Genomic DNA, 17,404 nt, shown 5'->3' on the forward strand with positions numbered 1-17,404 from the left:
GTAGCAAATAATAAATATTTCCCTTTGTATGTTCTTGTTGGCCGAATGTTTCGCCGACCGACACCAATCTAAATACTCAGAAGTGTGGATACCGTCTTATGGAGCAAAACCCGCAGTCGCAGCTTAAGCTACTCGTCACCAAGGGTAAAGAGCAAGGTTACTTAACCTATGCTGAGGTCAACGACCATCTGCCGGAAGATATCGTCGATTCAGATCAGATTGAAGATATCATTCAGATGATTAATGACATGGGCATCCAGGTCATGGAAGAAGCACCTGATGCCGATGATTTGATTTTGGCTGAGAATACTTCCGATACGGATGAAGATGCAGCAGAGGCCGCTGCACAAGTTTTATCCAGTGTTGAGAGTGAAATTGGCCGTACTACTGACCCTGTTCGCATGTATATGCGTGAAATGGGGACTGTCGAACTTCTCACCCGTGAAGGTGAAATCGACATCGCAAAACGTATCGAAGATGGGATTAATCAGGTTCAGTGCTCTGTTGCTGAATACCCTGAGGCTATCACTTATCTTCTCGAGCAATACGACCGTGTTGAAGCAGGTGAAAGCCGTCTATCTGACTTGATTACTGGCTTTGTTGACCCTAATGCGGAAGAAGATCTTGCCCCTACTGCCACCCACGTCGGCTCTGAATTACCACAAGAAGAGTTGGATAAAGACGACGATGAAGATGAAGAAGATGAAGACGGCGATGACAGTGATAGCGATGACGATAACAGCATCGATCCTGAATTAGCGCGCCAGAAATTCTCTGATCTTCGTGAACAGTATGAAAGCACACGTCAACATATCAAACAATATGGACGCAGCGATGCAAAAACCGCCGCTGCGATTGAGCAACTTTCCGAAGTGTTCAAAGAGTTCCGTTTAGTACCGAAGCAATTTGACTATCTGGTCAATAACATGCGTGAAATGATGGATCGCGTTCGTTTACAAGAACGTACTATCATGAAACTGTGTGTTGAACAGTGCAAAATGCCGAAGAAAAACTTCATCACCTTATTCAGCGGTAATGAAACCAGCGAGACTTGGTTAACAGCAGCAAAAGCGATGAACAAGCCGTGGTCTGAAAAACTGCTTGAAGTTGAAGAAGAAATTCTGCGTTGCCTACAAAGATTACGTCAAATTGAAGAAGAAACTGGCCTGACAATCGAACAAGTTAAAGATATCAACCGTCGTATGTCTATCGGTGAAGCGAAAGCTCGCCGTGCGAAAAAAGAAATGGTTGAAGCGAACTTGCGTCTGGTTATTTCTATCGCGAAGAAATACACCAACCGTGGCTTGCAATTCCTTGACCTGATCCAAGAAGGTAATATCGGTCTGATGAAAGCCGTTGATAAGTTTGAATACCGCCGTGGTTATAAGTTCTCAACTTATGCAACTTGGTGGATCCGTCAGGCTATCACGCGTTCAATCGCTGACCAAGCACGTACAATTCGTATTCCGGTTCACATGATTGAAACCATCAATAAACTGAACCGTATCTCTCGTCAAATGCTGCAAGAAATGGGCCGTGAGCCATCGCCAGAAGAACTGGCTGAACGCATGCTAATGCCAGAAGATAAAATACGTAAAGTTCTGAAGATTGCAAAAGAGCCAATCTCAATGGAAACCCCTATCGGTGATGATGAAGATTCACATTTAGGCGATTTCATTGAAGATACGACTTTAGAGCTGCCTTTAGACTCAGCAACATCAGAAAGCTTACGCTCTGCAACTCACGAAGTGTTAGCTGGCTTAACAGCACGTGAAGCGAAAGTTCTGCGCATGCGTTTTGGTATCGACATGAATACTGACCATACTCTTGAAGAAGTAGGTAAACAGTTTGATGTTACCCGTGAACGTATTCGTCAGATTGAAGCGAAAGCACTGCGTAAACTGCGTCACCCAAGCCGTTCAGAAGTTCTGCGCAGCTTCCTTGATGAATAAGAACACGTTATTCGAATAGACAAAAACACCTGCCAAGGCAGGTGTTTTTGGTTGTTGACAAAGCAGGATAAAAGCGTGGTTTTTCCTGCTTTGTGTTATCAGGCGAAAATCAATAAATTGATTTTCCTAGTTTATTTTCAAAACCTATCCAACCTGCAGTCAAACCTAATCGGTTTGTCAGCAGTCTGAAACACCTGCCAAGGCAGGTGTTTTTTTTCAGTGCAATTTTATTTCATCACTTTATTTTTCATCATTAAGCATAACGTTGCCATAATCACGATTGCACCACCAAACATTGCCACATTGAATCCTGAAACAAAAGCAGAACGCGTCAGTTGTTCAACCAGCAACGATGGCATCGAACCAGAAGAACTATGAATCAAACGTTCGATTTCTTGAGAAGACATCGCGCTATTTAACCTATCATCATGGAGTAATTGGCTCACCGCACGGTGAGTCATTAATGTGCCTAATAGCGCTATCCCTAATGTCATCCCTGTCTGTCTTAATGCATTCATTATCGCTGATGCAATGCCTGAATACGCTTTTTCAACACTCGCCATCACTAAAGCACCAATTGCAGGCGTCGACATCCCCATTCCTGCACCTAAAACGAATAATATCAATGCAATGGGCAGATAATCCGTTTCAGAATTTACCTGCGTAAATAACAATGATGCACTCGCGATTAAAATAAATCCAACAACCATTAAATTACGTACACTTAAAAAACGGGATAATTTACCAAATGAAAATGAAAATATCGCCATCGCAATAAATTCTGGCGCCATACGGAGTCCCGCTTCAAAAGCACCCCATCCCTGGCCTTTTTGTAAGAATAGCGCGATAAAAAACACATTGCTGTAGGTGGCAAAACCCAGAGCAAAAGAGGCCATATTATATTGAAAGAAAAAAGGGTTTGTTTTAAAAAGGAAAAAAGGGAGTAATGGTTTCTCCACCCGTTTCTCTACCCAAATAAAGGCTAAAGCCGCTACTGTAAAAATAGCTAATCCACTTTGCGTGAAATAATTTCCCCAGCCTTTATCCCCCGCTTCAATTAAAGCAAAAGTAACACTACCTAACGCCACAATACTCAATAGTTGCCCTAAAGGATCAAAAGCGGCTTTCTCGGGATCGGCACTTTCATTGATCCCAATCCACCCTAACAATAGGGTCAGTAAACCAATTGGAATGTTGATTAAAAAAATCGTCATCCAATTAAAGGTATCAACCAAAAACCCCCCTAATATTGGGCCAATAATTAATGAAAGCGCGCTAACTGCTGACCAAATTCCAATAATTTTAATCCGTTCAATATCGTTGCTAAAGGCTTGAGTGATAATTGAAAGCGCACCAGGGATCAATGCTGCAGCTGCTATCCCTTGGATAACTCGGCCAATAATTAGCATCTGAGAAGATACTGAAAATGCACAAATTGCAGAGCCTAAAGTAAAGATCACAATTCCTATTAACCACACTTTTTTGCGTCCATAGCGGTCACTGATAGGGCCAACAGAAAGGATCAATGCAGATAGACATAGCGCATATGCATCAATAATCCACTGTAACATCGACAGACTCGCCCCAAGATCTTCACCAATTGCAGGGAGTGCCACATTCACGATGCTGATATCCAATGTTGCCATAAATGTGCCTAAACACACGGCAACGATCAAAAATAATCGTCTCATTTCATCTACCTCATCTTCGTTATGACTACATCATAGAATATGACCGACCGACGGTCAATTGAAATGAGAATGGATATCATTACCTATAAAATCACGAGTAAATTATTTTCTACTAAACATAAAAAACGGCCTAATCAGCCGTTGTTTATTAATAAAGGGAAAAACTAGCTATTTAAAACAGGGGTTTCATGCAGATATTCCCAATAACATTGGTTATCGACAACTCGAATACAGACTGTCGATGTCCTTAATGTTGTGAGCCCTTCATTTTCTTGTCGTTCCTGATATTGAATCCAACACCTTTCGCCAGCTTCAAATAACGGAATAACCTCAAATGGTACTGTCAGAAATGAGGGTTTTGTACCGACATTTTCGCTAAATAGCCCTGCCACCTCAGTTAAGCCAATTCGGTACCCACCGATGGTGACCATTTTAAAGTTTTCAGTAAAACTAGCTAATAATGGAGCAATACTTTTATCACTATTGCGCCCCGTGAAAACATCTTCAATTAACACATGTATATCGACAACGCTTTGCAGTGCCTTTTGCATTGAATCACGCATTTATTTTTCCTTACTGACTGAAATTAATGAAAATAGCCCAAGAATAGAAGCAATTAAAAAAGTATATTGGTAGTTAGATAGCTGATCCGAAGATGGCATTAGACTAAATATTGAAATTAAAACGACAGCACCTACGCTGAAAGCGACTTGGCGATTAATATTCCACAGCACACTTCCTTGCAATAAATCTTTATCTTTGAAATCCATCAGTGAACTGATTTGGGCTATATTTGCACTTAATCCGCCCCCCATACCCATCAATAAATACGCCATCACCAACAAACTTAATTGTGCTGAACTGGATACCCAATAAAGCAAAAATATTCCCAAGCTATGCAATACAATACCGAGAACAAATAAACATTTTTTCCCTATACGAAAATAAAGGCGCCCGCCAGAAACCATCGAAACAACAGCTCCTGCCGCATACAAAATCATAAATAATCCTGTTTGCCCTGCATTAAAGCCCAAATTAATTTGTAAGTTAAAAATATTGAGCAAATTTACCCCAGTAAAAATACCAGGCACTGCGTAATAAACAATAAAGGCATTACGCAAGTTACTATTTTTTAATAACTGAAAATTTAAAATAGGTTCGCGGCATTTTTTGGCATAGCTAAGGTAAAAAATAAATACCACAACTGAGGTAAAAAAACTGGTAAGAGCCAATGCAACACTGTGATAATCGTTATACAGCGAAAAAGACAATAACAAACAAAGTAAACTGATACTGACCATTATCAGGCCGAAAATATCTGGTTTTTCTCGTGATGCTTGCCCATCATTTTTTATCCAACCCCAAGCAAGCACTGCCGTTAATAAAGAAAATGGGATATTAGAATAAAAAATCCAATGCCAAGATAACGAATCAATAATTACGCCACCAATCGCTGGCGAAAAAGCAGGAGCAATAAGTGCCACTGTCATAATTAATGTCGATATACGTTGGCGATCGTTATTGGGAAATAACGCAAAAACGAGCGCTTGCCCTACAGGAATTAATAACCCACCAGCCATTCCTTGGACAAAACGCCAAAAAATCAAACTATAAATAGACTGGCTTGAACCACTTAGCCACACTGCAAGTGTGAAAAGTAACATTGAATAACACAGTAGTTTTTGATTACCAAACCGCCCCGCTAGCCACAAGCTGATCGGCATCACTAGCACTAGTCCTAAAATATACGCATTCGCAACCCATGCCACCTGTGATTGGCTAGCCGAAAATGATGATGCGATATCAGGCAATGCAATTGCTGACATAAAAATATTAATACAATCAATAAAGAAACCGAGTAAAAACACGGTCGCAATTTTATAACGATAAGACATACCCCCCCCTATAGCGGCAAAGAGTAAGGATTACTCCTTTCTTTGTCGATACAAGAGAAGTAAAATCATTGTTTAATAAAACAGAACAATAAATACCATTATGCAAAGGAATTTAAAAAAAATTATCAGTTTTCTTCAGGTCGTAGATTCAGGTTCTTTCACCAAGGCTGCGGATATTTTAGGGCTAAGTCGCTCAATGGTCAGTGTTGACATAAAGCAATTAGAAACTGAGTTAAATGTGAGTTTACTAACGCGAAATACCCGCAATATAGCCCTAACCGAGGTTGGGAAACATTTTTACGAAGACTTTAAACATATTCAAAGTCAAATTAATGAGGCCTTTGAAAAGAGCCAGAATTTAGGTACTAATATTTCAGGCTTATTACGCTTTTCATCAACAAGTGAATTTGGTCAACGCTTTATTCTTCCCTTGCTTCCTGAATTTTGCCGCCTTTATCCTAGGTTAAAATTACAATATTCCGTCAATTCATCTCTAGATGATTTAATTACAGAAAAACTTGATGTCTCTATTCGACTTGGTAATTTAAAAAGCTCATCACTCAAAATGAAAAAATTAGGTGACTACAATATTTATTTGGTTGCTAGCCCTGAATTTGTTCAAAAATACCAAATTAATCAGGTTTCTGACCTTGCACTCGTACCTTGGGTGAATCATTCGCTGTTAAATTGGCAAGATACCCAATATGTTATGCAAAATAACTGTGGAGAAAACTTCAGTATTCCCTCAATAACAAGTCAATATGAGTCCAACTCTGCTGCAGTTATCCACCAAATGGTATTAGCCTCTTTAGGCATCGCTATTTGCCCTGCTTGGCTGGTGAATGAGGATTTAAACGCTAAACGTTTAGTCCACGTTCTTCCTGAATACCATTTACCCAAGCAAAACATTCAACTACTTTACCCGAGCACTTCTGTTTTACCCGCTAAGACACGGACTTTTATTGATTATTTGGTATCCAACATTCGAATTGAATCGTAAAAAAACCACCGATATTGGTGGTTTTTCAATTTATAACTACCCCTTAAAACTTAAGCATTCTGTAACTGCATCTCAGCTGGATCTTTAATAGGTTCATTCACAAAGAAGAAATAAACCAACGATGCTAAAAATGCCACTGTTGCACATACAACTAATGCCAGCGTAAATGAGTGTGTTTGGTCAACAATAATACCTGTGACAATCGGTGCAAATGAACCACCAATAAAGCCACCGAAATTCTGAATCCCACTAACAGAAGTAATTAGACGTGAAGGAACCGAAACTAAAATGAGTCCCCACGCAGATGTCCCAGCAAAGTGAATAGAAAATAGCGCCATACTAATGCATGCAACTGCTGAGAAAGTGCTGTCTGTATATGCTGCGGGTAATGTAAATATTGCTGCAGATAATAGCCCTAAACAAATCATCCATTTACGGCTTTTCATTTTATCTGCGCCACGTTTAACAACATAGTCTGCAACAACACCATTCACTAACATACCTAATGCACCAAATAAAAACGGTATAGCAGCAACCCAACCTGTTTTTTCTAGGCTTAAACCACGTGAACTCTCTAAATATGCAGGCAACCAAGTTAAATATAACCAAACCATGTAACCCACACCATTAAAACCGATAATCATTCCCCATAATGAGCGTTGTTTAAATAAAGATGCCCATTCTTTAAAAGAAACTTTATTGGATGATGAAGGCGGAGCACCATCATTTAAATAACTTAATTCTTCTTCAGTTAAATCTAATTGCTCACGGTTACGATAGAAAATGAACCATAGGATTGAAAGAATGATACCGCTGATACCAATAATAATAAACATGGTACGCCACCCAAACGCTAGCATTAACGCAATTAATAATGGTGGAGCTAATGCTTGTGCGAGTGTAGAGGACATATTAACAATCCCCATTGGTAAACCACGCTCACGAATATTATACCAGTCATTAACAACTTTAACGCCTGTTGGTAGATGAGGTGCTTCACCAATACCTAAGAAAACACGCGCAATGATTAAGTGAGTAAATGATGATAATAAGCCTGTAACAGTCTGAGCTAACGACCATAAAAATAAGCCAAAACCATAGATTTTTTTAACACCAAAACGTTCCATGACCATGCCTATTGGCAACTGGCATAATGCATAACCAAACGAGAAGACTGACAATAGCAGCCCCATTTGTGTTGCACTAAATCCTAATTCTTTACTTATTGTAGAGTTTGCAATAGAAAGAGATGCTCTATCTAAAAAGTTAATGATACCTGCTATCAGCAAGAATGTGAGCGCAATAAATTGCCAGCGCTTTAGTCTTTTACTCGCATGTAGTGACATAATTAAGTACCTTTAAGACGTAACAGGACCCTGCGGAATAATATTTACTCCGCAGATTTATTTTATTAATAATCTTTATTTTTTATCTATTATTTACGACTTTAATTTTAATATCAGTTCTATTTCCACTGGCGTATCAAAAGGTAATGTATTTGTACCTATTGCTGAACGCGCATGTTTTCCATTATCTCCAAGTATTTCAATTAAAAAATCTGAAGCCCCATTCATGACTTGAGGTTGGTTTTTAAAATCATTGGTACTCTGTACAAAACCTAATAATTTTATACACTCGTCAATTTTATCTAAATCACCTAAATAGGCTTTTAATGATGAAAATATGTTAATAATGCACTGTTTAGCTGCTTCCTGACCTTGTTCGACAGTTAATTCTTTTCCTAATGTTCCTGTATGAATTAATACACCGTCTTTTTGACAGTCATGCCCTGATGTATAAAGTAAATCGCCATATTGCTTAATTGAGACATATGAAAACTTAGGAGCCCCTGGTGTGGCTAATGTAATTCCTTTTTCTTCTAGTTTCTTTTCAATATTCATTAATTATTCCTATTTATTTAGCAATATATTTGCCATGTCATAATAAATTTCTGCTGCAAGGTACAATTCGCTTATTTCAACAAACTCATCCTTAACATGTGCTTGAGCTAAGCCCCCAGGCCCCATAATTAGTGTTGGAATTTTGCTCGTCACAGAGAAAAAAGGTGCTTCACATGTTGCTTCAAATATCTGTGGCTGTACTGTTTTTTCTGCAAAACGACTGACTGTTTCTAAGGCTACCTGAGTGAGTTCATGGTCAACAGGAATATCTGATGCAGGAATAAACAAGTAATTATCTAAATGATATTCAACTTCTTCACCTTGGTTATATTCCGCAATTGCTTGGTGAATTTTTTGCTCAACCTTATGTTTATCTTCTCCTGGAACTAAACGCCTATCAATTTCAATATCACAATGTTGAGGTACAATATTTGGTGCTGTTCCCCCATTGATCGTGGTAATAATCATGGAAGCCTTACCTAACAATTGATGCTCTATTTCTTCAACAGAAGCACGATGTTGTTCTAATGCTGGTAGTATCTTTGCCATTTTAGAAATTGCACTATCTGGATACCGTGTTTTTGCTGCATGCCCCGCAGTTCCTTTTGTGCTCAGGTTATAACGACTGACTCCTTTATGCGCAATACAAACATCAAGTGAGGTTGGCTCGCCAATGATGGCGTAATCAGCACTAACTCCATCTTTAATATAGTGCAACATACCCAGATTAATTCTTTCTTCGTCAACATTAAAAACTAACGTTAAATCCCCTGAAAATACATCTTGGTTGCGCTTTAATAAAGTCGCAGCATACATCATAGCGGCAACCCCTGATTTCATATCAGCGGCACCACGACCGAATACTTTGCCATCTTTAATTACGGGTTCAAAAGGTTCAGTACTCCAACCACAGCCACAAGGAACCACATCAATATGTCCGTTAAATAAAAGATGTTTCCCTTTTCCTGTTCCCTTCAAATGGGCAATAACATTTGGCCTACCAGGAGCAACTTCTTGCATCTCAACATCAATATTTTCTTGCTTAAAATAATGATATATAAATTCAGCAACCTGCTGTTCTTCTCCTGGTGGATTTTCAGACTTATGCTTAATTAAGGCGCAAAGAAGCTCAAGCAACTCATTTTGTTGCTGACTATTTAATTTATACATTTTATTCTCCGATAATTAATATCGTGCGTCTGGTGTAATAATATGGTCTATTTCATTATTATTTAATGCGTATATTTTATTTGTTAAGTTTGGAATAACACAGCTATGGTTTGGAATAATATTTAATATATCTCCGATATTTAATTTTACTGTATCTGGATCATAACGAAGATAACCATGCTCTTCATTGAGTTTAACTAATTTAATATTTGGGTCTTCTACAATGTAACCAAACCCAGCTTCTGCAGATTGATCTGAAGTTAATGTTTTCGTTCCTGCATCAACTGTTGCATAACCAGGAACAGGAATACTAACTATTGTTGTTCGGATGGTTAATGCACAATCTTTCGGTGTATAAATCCCCCCATAAATCGCATTCATATCACCGAAAATAAAATTACCCGCTCTCGATTCTGTAATCCCTTTTAATTCATCCGCATAAAAAGATGAGAGCGTTGAACCACCAGATGTACGTTGAATATCAATACCAATCGCTTCTAGCCTTTTTTGACATAATAACAGAAGCTCAGCCTCCGCTTTTGCGGCTTTGCGAATTTCAGGTTCTGTGCGATATTGGTAAATAGTACCCGCATAAGTAAACACACCTATTATTTTTAAATTGGATAATTTTTGTATTTCTAATGCAAATGGCTCTAAATCTTCAAGTTGGATACCTTCACGATGTGCACCATAATCTACCGCAATATAAACTTCGACAATTTCATTTCCTTGAGTCGCCGCGGATGATAATTGCTTCGCACCTTTTACACTATCAACAATAGTCCTTAAATTAACGTACTTTGCTAACTCAACAAACTGTTGGCATTTTTCTTCTCCAACCATGGGGTAAGCTAAAAGAATATTTTCTATCCCACCTTTTGCCATGATGGTTGCTTCATGCAATGTGGCACAAGTTATCCCTTTAGCGCCACATTGTATTTCAAACTTAGCCAACTCTACTGATTTGTGTGTTTTGATATGTGGCCAATGTTCGATTCCCTGCTGTGTTAACTTGCCTGTCATGCCCCTGACATTTTTTTCAAGTTGCTGTAAATCCAACGCAACATAAGGCGTAATTGGCATAAAAACCTCTCTTATTCTTCATTATTGTCTTCCCCTTTTAATTCGCCCAAATAGGTATAAAGGGTATATTTGGAAATATTTAAAAACTCACAAATTTTCTCGCCTGCTTTTTTAATTAAAAAAGCACCTCTATCATCAAAGAATTTAATGGCATCCATTTTTTCTTTTTTCGTCATGTTGATAACAGGTACTTTTATAACTTGCATGCATTCCTGAATTAGATGATCCAAAATTTCATTTACGTCTGTCACAAACACTTCTTTGATTGGATCTTGCTCAACACTGTTTCTCTGGGTGATCCCCTGAATGGCTTTTTCCGCAGCAATAAACTCTGATATATCTTGGTTAATACAAAGAGCCCCAGACACTTTGCCATTTTCGTCACGTAAATAGATGGATGTTGAACGTAACATTTTCCCGTCTTTTGTTTGGGTGAAATAATTGTACTTATCACCATCCACATCTGTTCCACGTAACACTTCAAGCCCTAAATTACTACTTGGGTCGCCCACTTTTCGCTTAGTGACATGCCCATTGATAATCGCAACGATACTGCTTTCAAGACCTTTACTATGGTCATGCAATACCACCTCACAATTCTCACCAAATTGGCCTGCAATACCTTTCATCACAGCCAATAACATTTCAAAGTTGTCTTGGATTATTTTCATTTTCTACCAAACTTATTTTAAGCCTAACTAAATATTAGTTAGATCATTATGGAGACTCAATCGAGATTTGAGTAATTTGTGATCTATATCTTGATTCTAGCTAACTATTTTTTTGCTGAAATGGCTAACACAACAATAATAGCACTTTATAAAAGGATCGAGGAGAGCTGATATGACAAGGGATTTGAACGGATTCACAGTTGAATTAAGGCGGCTACAGCGATACATCAGCAACCTAACTTTTTGTTAGCTTTTTACACCAACAAAAAGTTAGCGACTAACCGTTTTCTACAAACTGATCCAAAAAACCCCAGTTTCTCGGATTTCTGTAAACTGCTGTTGAAAGTCAATTAAGTTTTGTTCTGGGTTTAATGTGCTAAATAGCTCTGGGTGCATAAATTTCGCCATCGCTTCGATGGCAAATATATTCATCGGGTTGTTGTAAAAATTATGGTAAATCGCCATAACACGCTTTTCCTTTACTGCGGTTAAAGACGAAATCCCTTGCCTATCCATCAATGCCGAGAGCTGTTTCTGAGCGTTAGCTTTATTTGCATTATATCCTAGGCTGACTGCAAGCGAACGGCGATTGAAGTTGTGCCAATCAGCACCTGTGAGCAAATAAAATTCAGGGTTTAAAGTAATAATATTCTCAATTGAGCTTTCTGCCCCTTTCGCAGGGAAATTATCTGCAACAAGGTTATTCCCCCCCGCTAAAGATGCCAGTTCCCCGTAACCTGAACGACCATACAATTGGCAGCAACTGTCCCCAAATAACCCTGCATTGGCTTCAATTAAAATAGAAGGAAAAGGCGGTGATAATTGAGTTTCAATGGCCGCTAATTTAGCTTGATAGAGTTGAGCAAACTGTGAGGCTCTTTCTTTCGTCCCTAACAATTCACCCAATAATAGAATGCTTTTCGGGGTGTTTTTCTCAATATCCATGCGAAAATCGATAAAAACAACCTTGATCCCCGCCGCTTCAAGTTGCGGTAAAATTTGGCTATCACGCATCGCACCATAATTGGCCTTATGCATAATAATGACATCTGGCATAAGCTCGATCAGCTTTTCAACTTGAAGCCCTGCTTCACGCGTCTTTTTTAAGGTTGGAATTTTTTCTAGTTCAGGCAGCACACTAAAATACGCGTCTTTTAAGTCTGGGGCGTACTGAGTCAGAGAATCACTCCAACCAACAATACGCGAGATTCCGGCCTTACCCGCAGCGATATCTACCGACAAAATATCACGGCTATCCACCAAAAATAATTTTTCGACGGGAAGATTAACCGTAATTTCACGACCTTGTAAGTCTGTGATCACCGTTGGCGTTTTAGCCTGTGCCCAGAAGCTTAGCAAGCACAATAATCCTGTGAGAAATAATTTCATAGGAAATCTTTTACCTTAAATTTAAAGAGGTTGGTATGAATAAAGCCACTGTGAAGTGGCTTTATCATTGACTAAAATGTCAAATTAGAACGTCACACTGTAGTTAAGTGCAAAGGTTCTGCCACGACCTTTATAGTCATAAAGGTTAGCGGCACCGTATTTCGGACTATACAGCCCTTGTGCACGCTGCCCCCAAATCGTGGAGTAGTTTTTATCCAGTAAGTTTTCAACCGCAAAGCTCACTTTCCCCACTGGAAGCATATAACTACCTAATAAATCAACGGTATTATAGCCATCCAGTTTTTTACCTGCGGCATCCGTTAAGTTAAATGTTTGCTGGCTTTGTAAGCGCAATGACCAATCATTCGGTTCCCAACCCACGTAAGCGTTAACTTTAGACGGGCTTGCGAAGTCAACACTCCATTTTTCCCAGCTACCGTTCACTTTGGTTTCTGATTTTTGCAGGTTGAAGTTACTACCAATACTCCAGTCTGAGTCGTCAAAGAAGTAATCAACGGCACCTTCTACCCCATAGATACGGCGTTTATCGGTTTTCATATAGATGGTCATGTCATCTTTATTAATGCCGTAACTTCTATCAGATAAAGAATAATAGGTTGCAACTTGCGTGCGCAGGTTTTCACCGGTGTAACGCCAACCTAACTCAAAGGAATTCACTTTAACCCCTTTAACTTTGGTATCATTGATGTTAACGCTTTTATTTAGGTGATAGTGTCCATTGGCATCTGGGGTCTTCGCATAATCACCGGTTCCGTAATATTTCGCAATATCAGGGATTTCAAAGCCTTGGGAGAAATTAAACCAGGTTTGTTGCTCTTCGGTCAGATTAACTAACACACCTGCATTAAACAATAAGTTGTTATAATCGGTTTTCCCACCAGGTACGGCATCTGCGGATTTACCATTGCCATTCGCAATAGCTTCTTGCTGTGCATAACCAACAAAATCATCCACTTTGTTTTCAGTATATTGGTAACGCACGCCACCGCTTAAGGTAAACATCGGCGTGATGTCATAGCTGCTTTGTAAAAATGTCGCCATGTTTGTGGTGGTATAGCTTGGGTAGCGGCCAATTTGGAACGCTTTGGTGAGATCCATTCCCCCTGATTCTTTTGCACGCTCCAAATCAAAAAACATTTGGTTTGCACGAAATTGCTCGTGCTCCGCATCGACACCATAAGTTAGCGTCAATTCATCAAGGGGTTGACTATTAAATGTCAGCTTAGTGCCATAGAAATTGGTTTGTTGATCAGAGGAACTGATACTCGAAACCTCTTTTCCTGTTAACGTTGGGAACGGGTAAAATTTTTGTGATTCATCACGGTAGTAGACCTGAGCAACAAAATCTTGCCCAAACATATCTGCATTTGAATACTGTAAATTAAGCAAGTTACGCTCAGTGCCTGGTAAGCGGTCTGAACTTAATTTACCACTGTTATAGGCTTTACCATCCCCCTTCACTGCAGAAAAATCTTTGCCTAAATATAGGCCATGCTTACCATCAGACTCGCTTTTATAGTGCTGATAGGTCGCTTGAATCTGTTGTGTTTCATTTATTTTTACGGAGCCTGATGCCATCACATCGAGACGATCGGAAAACTGTAACCCTGTTTGGGTATTATCAATATTAATCGCGTCGCCTTTACCATCATACCAGCCACCATAGCGTTGATAGGCGACAGAAATACGACCATACGCATTTTCATTACCACCGCTCACTGCTGCCGCGACATTTTCATCATGATCTTTCCCGTTATTAAAACCTGTTTTCCCACCTAATTGCAGGGAAACTTGTTTTTCTTCTTGGCCTTTTTTTGTCACGATATTAATTAAACCACCGCTACTGCCGCCACCGTACATCGCAGTCGCACCAGAAATGACTTCAATATGATTGATATTAAAAGGATCAATCGAATCTAACTGGCGACTGTCACTACGTGAGGAGTTAAGGCGTACCCCGTCCACCATCACTATCATTGAGCGACCACGCATATTCATCCCGTAGTTTGTACGGCCTTGGCCGCTCACGCTCATTCCTGGAATTAACTGCGATAAAATATCCTTTAACTCTTTCCCACCCTCTGCTTGCTGCTCAATTTCGGCGTTATCAATGACCCAAGTGGTTTGTGCCATTTCTGAAACTGATTTGTAGCCACGGGTTGCAGAGACTGTAATTTTCTCTTCTTTGTTATCAGCGGCCAATACCGAGGGGGATATAAAAGGTAGCAAGCAAGGGGAGAGAATAAAAAGATGTTTTATTTTCATTGAGTTAAAACCTTTAAATATAATTATTGATACCATCGTTATCAGCGCCAGAACCAATAACGACACATGATTAAATCACCGCTAACTATATTGCGGAAAAACTATTCGCAATAGTAACTGATAATCACGTTCAATATAAGAATTATTATTATTACAGTAATGAATTAAAAGGTTATTTGTGTTAGGTAACGTTTTCAGCGCATCCTTGCGCATATGAGTGCGCATTCCTTATTTCATTTCACACTGACCACGGCAATGTAATTTAGCTTTCCACGGTTTTGTCGAAAATGGCGGAACATACGTAAAAATTGCGGGCGATTTTCTTTTTTTAATGCATTACGAATAATTTTCATTGCCCCCAATAGACCTTCATCATAAATCAACCCTTTTGGGGATAATAAGGTCATCGGCCCTGTGCTGGACATCACAGCGGTGGATAATGTCAGGTAAATGAAATAGCGATTTCCCGTTGTGGGACTACATCGCACAATGCAGTGAGGTAATTTAATTGATAAGACATATATTCACCTTAGTATTAACAATGTTTATCATTTTTATTTGAAGATAAAAAATAAGTGGAAGAAAACCGTTTCCCTATAACATTTGTCAAAACTGAAAATAAATTCAGCCTTATTAAAAACATAAATATTAATTTATATTAAATTCAAGCTAATTATTAACGTTGTCATAAATACCTTTTTTATTTTAAATAATCACTCGTATTTAAATGCATTTTTATTTTCAAAATAATTCATTCCATATACTAATTTAATTAAAAGAGAAACTATGAATATTAAAATTTTCAAATTCATTGATATTTATACCAATGGGATTTTTGTTGAATTCAATAATAAAGCAAATAAATTATTATCAATTCATTTGCTTTTAAATGATGAAATTATAGAAAAAACCGAAACCACAGGTGAAAGTCATTTATTTTCTATCGATAAATCAGGTCACTATCGTGTAGAGATTAGCCTGGAGGCTGAAAAAACAGCAAACATCCAATCAAAGGAAATTTATTTTCATATCAGCGAAGGTGAAAGAAAAAACAAAATTAAAACCACCACTAAAGAAAAAACAATCAATCAAAAAATAGCTGGTATTTCTAATTATTATTTAGATATAAAAGCAAAAAAGAAAAATTATGATAAAATAAAACAAGATTTAACTTTTTACTCAAAGCTCCCGACTTTAGAATTAAAAAGGTCATTAATTTATGACACATTAAATGAATATGATTATTTTACGTTCCATGGAGACGGTAAATTTGAAATCTTAGTTGAGCTAGCGGAACAAATAGAGAGTTTAGATTATGTCGAGTATTGTTCCGTCACTCCAGATACCACAGGGTATCTGGCCCCAGAACTGCCCGTAAACCCTGAGCAACTTGACGATATTAAAAGCGAAAGTGACGATTTTATTACCCCTGATTTTACGCCAAGACAAACTTACCTTGATGCGCCCAAAGGGATGAACATCCGCGATGCATGGGCAAAAAATATTAATGGTTCATCCGCAGTCGTACGTCACTTAGACTTTGGTGTCTACCGAAACCATGAGGATTTAATCGACTCAGATATCGTTGTGGTGAATAGCCGCCCAGAAAGTGAAGACTGTAATCATGGCACTGCATCAACAGGCTGTATCGTAGCAACGCTCAATAAATTTGGTGTTACAGGTATTGCCCATCACTGCCAATTTTACTTCTATGACACAGGTGACCTAGATTTAATCGTCAATCATGTGCAGCCTGGTGATATTGTCAGCCTAGATATACAGTTTAGTGTTGGAGGAAAACTGCTCCCTGCCACTGCAATACGTAGCTGGTGGGAACGTATGAAAATTATCGTAGATAAAGGTGCAACTGTTATCCTTGCGGCGGGCAATGGCGGATTGGATTTAAGTGAACCTGGCGTGATGCAGGATTTCGGTGATAGTGGCAGTATTTTAGTGGGTGCTTGTAACCACCAAAACGGAACACGAGCTTATTTCTCGAACTATAACCCAGAAGTTGCCTTTGTGAATTCTTGGGGAGACTGGAGTGTCACCACAACAGGTTATGGCTCATTACAAAAATTACCAGGGAACAACCGCAATTATTCAAATAATTATTCGGGTACATCCAGCGCTACACCATTATGCTCAGGTGCATTAGCGTTAATTCAAGATTACGCGAAAAAACAAGGGGCAATATTATCTCCGTGGCAAATGCGTACCGTTATTGCTGCATCAAATTATACTGAAGGTGTATCACACGGCATTGGTTGTCGACCCAATGTAGATTACTTGTTTGGTATCGTTGATAGCATCATCCGCAAGTCAGACTTACCCGAAAGCGCGTAGTTTACATATATTCAAGCCGC

General features: G+C 38.8%; 14 protein-coding genes. 3 read left to right on the forward strand and 11 right to left on the reverse strand.

The window, feature by feature from the left end:
- The first annotated feature begins 98 nt into the window (after positions 1 to 98).
- Positions 99 to 1,952: an RNA polymerase sigma factor RpoD gene (gene rpoD / locus ACE2AL_RS16125; protein WP_206083679.1), complete on the forward strand. Its 1,854-nt coding sequence runs from the start codon at positions 99 to 101 to the stop codon at positions 1,950 to 1,952.
- Positions 1,953 to 2,179: 227 nt separating this feature from the next.
- Here rpoD and ACE2AL_RS16130 read toward each other — a convergent pair whose 3' ends face one another.
- The 3 genes from ACE2AL_RS16130 to ACE2AL_RS16140 all read right to left on the reverse strand — a co-directional run bounded on the left by ACE2AL_RS16130 (position 2,180) and on the right by ACE2AL_RS16140 (position 5,538).
- Positions 2,180 to 3,643 carry an MFS transporter gene (locus ACE2AL_RS16130; RefSeq protein ID WP_353168077.1) on the reverse strand — a complete coding sequence of 488 codons (1,464 nt, stop codon included), beginning with the start codon at positions 3,641 to 3,643 and terminating at the stop codon, positions 2,180 to 2,182.
- A 164-nt stretch (positions 3,644 to 3,807) separates the two neighbouring features.
- Positions 3,808 to 4,206 carry a hypothetical protein gene (locus ACE2AL_RS16135; protein ID WP_375083677.1) on the reverse strand — a complete coding sequence of 133 codons (399 nt, stop codon included), beginning with the start codon at positions 4,204 to 4,206 and terminating at the stop codon, positions 3,808 to 3,810.
- Positions 4,207 to 5,538: an MFS transporter gene (locus ACE2AL_RS16140; RefSeq protein ID WP_272539293.1), complete on the reverse strand. Its 1,332-nt coding sequence runs from the start codon at positions 5,536 to 5,538 to the stop codon at positions 4,207 to 4,209.
- A 100-nt stretch (positions 5,539 to 5,638) separates the two neighbouring features.
- On the opposite strand from ACE2AL_RS16140, the gene ACE2AL_RS16145 reads away from it, so the two are divergent.
- The gene (locus tag ACE2AL_RS16145) at positions 5,639 to 6,538 is read left to right on the forward strand and encodes a LysR family transcriptional regulator (RefSeq protein ID WP_375083678.1); all 900 of its coding nucleotides are present in this window, start codon (positions 5,639 to 5,641) and stop codon (positions 6,536 to 6,538) included.
- A gap of 50 nt (positions 6,539 to 6,588) precedes the next feature.
- Here the strand turns inward: ACE2AL_RS16145 and ACE2AL_RS16150 are convergent, their stop codons facing one another.
- The 8 genes from ACE2AL_RS16150 to ACE2AL_RS16185 all read right to left on the reverse strand — a co-directional run bounded on the left by ACE2AL_RS16150 (position 6,589) and on the right by ACE2AL_RS16185 (position 15,445).
- Complete coding sequence (locus ACE2AL_RS16150; protein WP_206083674.1) at positions 6,589 to 7,884, reverse strand: MFS transporter; 1,296 nt, start codon at positions 7,882 to 7,884, stop codon at positions 6,589 to 6,591.
- Between the two features lie 93 nt (positions 7,885 to 7,977).
- Positions 7,978 to 8,439 (reverse strand): RidA family protein, encoded by a 462-nt coding sequence (locus ACE2AL_RS16155; protein WP_206083673.1) that lies wholly within the window; start codon positions 8,437 to 8,439, stop codon positions 7,978 to 7,980.
- 9 nt (positions 8,440 to 8,448) lie between these two features.
- Positions 8,449 to 9,609 carry a M20 family metallopeptidase gene (locus ACE2AL_RS16160; protein ID WP_206083672.1) on the reverse strand — a complete coding sequence of 387 codons (1,161 nt, stop codon included), beginning with the start codon at positions 9,607 to 9,609 and terminating at the stop codon, positions 8,449 to 8,451.
- A 15-nt stretch (positions 9,610 to 9,624) separates the two neighbouring features.
- A complete protein-coding gene (locus ACE2AL_RS16165; protein ID WP_375083679.1) occupies positions 9,625 to 10,692 on the reverse strand; it encodes an alanine racemase in 1,068 nt (355 codons plus the stop codon).
- Between the two features lie 11 nt (positions 10,693 to 10,703).
- Positions 10,704 to 11,363, reverse strand: a complete 660-nt coding sequence (locus tag ACE2AL_RS16170; RefSeq protein ID WP_206083670.1) for a transcriptional regulator — start codon at positions 11,361 to 11,363, stop codon at positions 10,704 to 10,706.
- A 288-nt stretch (positions 11,364 to 11,651) separates the two neighbouring features.
- A complete protein-coding gene (locus ACE2AL_RS16175; RefSeq protein WP_375083680.1) occupies positions 11,652 to 12,752 on the reverse strand; it encodes an ABC transporter substrate-binding protein in 1,101 nt (366 codons plus the stop codon).
- Between the two features lie 84 nt (positions 12,753 to 12,836).
- The gene (locus ACE2AL_RS16180; RefSeq protein WP_375083681.1) at positions 12,837 to 15,038 is read right to left on the reverse strand and encodes a TonB-dependent siderophore receptor; all 2,202 of its coding nucleotides are present in this window, start codon (positions 15,036 to 15,038) and stop codon (positions 12,837 to 12,839) included.
- Between the two features lie 233 nt (positions 15,039 to 15,271).
- The gene (locus tag ACE2AL_RS16185; RefSeq protein WP_375083682.1) at positions 15,272 to 15,445 is read right to left on the reverse strand and encodes a hypothetical protein; all 174 of its coding nucleotides are present in this window, start codon (positions 15,443 to 15,445) and stop codon (positions 15,272 to 15,274) included.
- Between the two features lie 379 nt (positions 15,446 to 15,824).
- Here ACE2AL_RS16185 and ACE2AL_RS16190 point away from each other — a divergent pair, with 379 nt between their 5' ends.
- A complete protein-coding gene (locus ACE2AL_RS16190; RefSeq protein WP_375083683.1) occupies positions 15,825 to 17,384 on the forward strand; it encodes a S8 family serine peptidase in 1,560 nt (519 codons plus the stop codon).
- Positions 17,385 to 17,404 lie beyond the last annotated feature (20 nt).

Origin of the sequence: Providencia xihuensis, from assembly GCF_041953405.1 — a bacterium.
Classification (GTDB): Bacteria; Pseudomonadota; Gammaproteobacteria; order Enterobacterales; family Enterobacteriaceae; genus Providencia; species Providencia vermicola.

What these genes read in the sequence shown, in the direction of transcription:
- ACE2AL_RS16185 (WP_375083682.1), bottom strand. Translation starts at nt 15,445, where the DNA reads ATGACCTTATTATCCCCAAAAGGGTTGATTTATGATGAAGGTCTATTG.
- ACE2AL_RS16175 (WP_375083680.1), bottom strand. Translation starts at nt 12,752, where the DNA reads ATGAAATTATTTCTCACAGGATTATTGTGCTTGCTAAGCTTCTGGGCA.
- ACE2AL_RS16165 (WP_375083679.1), bottom strand. Translation starts at nt 10,692, where the DNA reads ATGCCAATTACGCCTTATGTTGCGTTGGATTTACAGCAACTTGAAAAA.
- ACE2AL_RS16180 (WP_375083681.1), bottom strand. Translation starts at nt 15,038, where the DNA reads ATGAAAATAAAACATCTTTTTATTCTCTCCCCTTGCTTGCTACCTTTT.
- rpoD (WP_206083679.1), top strand. Translation starts at nt 99, where the DNA reads ATGGAGCAAAACCCGCAGTCGCAGCTTAAGCTACTCGTCACCAAGGGT.
- ACE2AL_RS16135 (WP_375083677.1), bottom strand. Translation starts at nt 4,206, where the DNA reads ATGCGTGATTCAATGCAAAAGGCACTGCAAAGCGTTGTCGATATACAT.
- ACE2AL_RS16160 (WP_206083672.1), bottom strand. Translation starts at nt 9,609, where the DNA reads ATGTATAAATTAAATAGTCAGCAACAAAATGAGTTGCTTGAGCTTCTT.
- ACE2AL_RS16130 (WP_353168077.1), bottom strand. Translation starts at nt 3,643, where the DNA reads ATGAGACGATTATTTTTGATCGTTGCCGTGTGTTTAGGCACATTTATG.
- ACE2AL_RS16145 (WP_375083678.1), top strand. Translation starts at nt 5,639, where the DNA reads ATGCAAAGGAATTTAAAAAAAATTATCAGTTTTCTTCAGGTCGTAGAT.
- ACE2AL_RS16150 (WP_206083674.1), bottom strand. Translation starts at nt 7,884, where the DNA reads ATGTCACTACATGCGAGTAAAAGACTAAAGCGCTGGCAATTTATTGCG.
- ACE2AL_RS16190 (WP_375083683.1), top strand. Translation starts at nt 15,825, where the DNA reads ATGAATATTAAAATTTTCAAATTCATTGATATTTATACCAATGGGATT.
- ACE2AL_RS16170 (WP_206083670.1), bottom strand. Translation starts at nt 11,363, where the DNA reads ATGAAAATAATCCAAGACAACTTTGAAATGTTATTGGCTGTGATGAAA.
- ACE2AL_RS16140 (WP_272539293.1), bottom strand. Translation starts at nt 5,538, where the DNA reads ATGTCTTATCGTTATAAAATTGCGACCGTGTTTTTACTCGGTTTCTTT.
- ACE2AL_RS16155 (WP_206083673.1), bottom strand. Translation starts at nt 8,439, where the DNA reads ATGAATATTGAAAAGAAACTAGAAGAAAAAGGAATTACATTAGCCACA.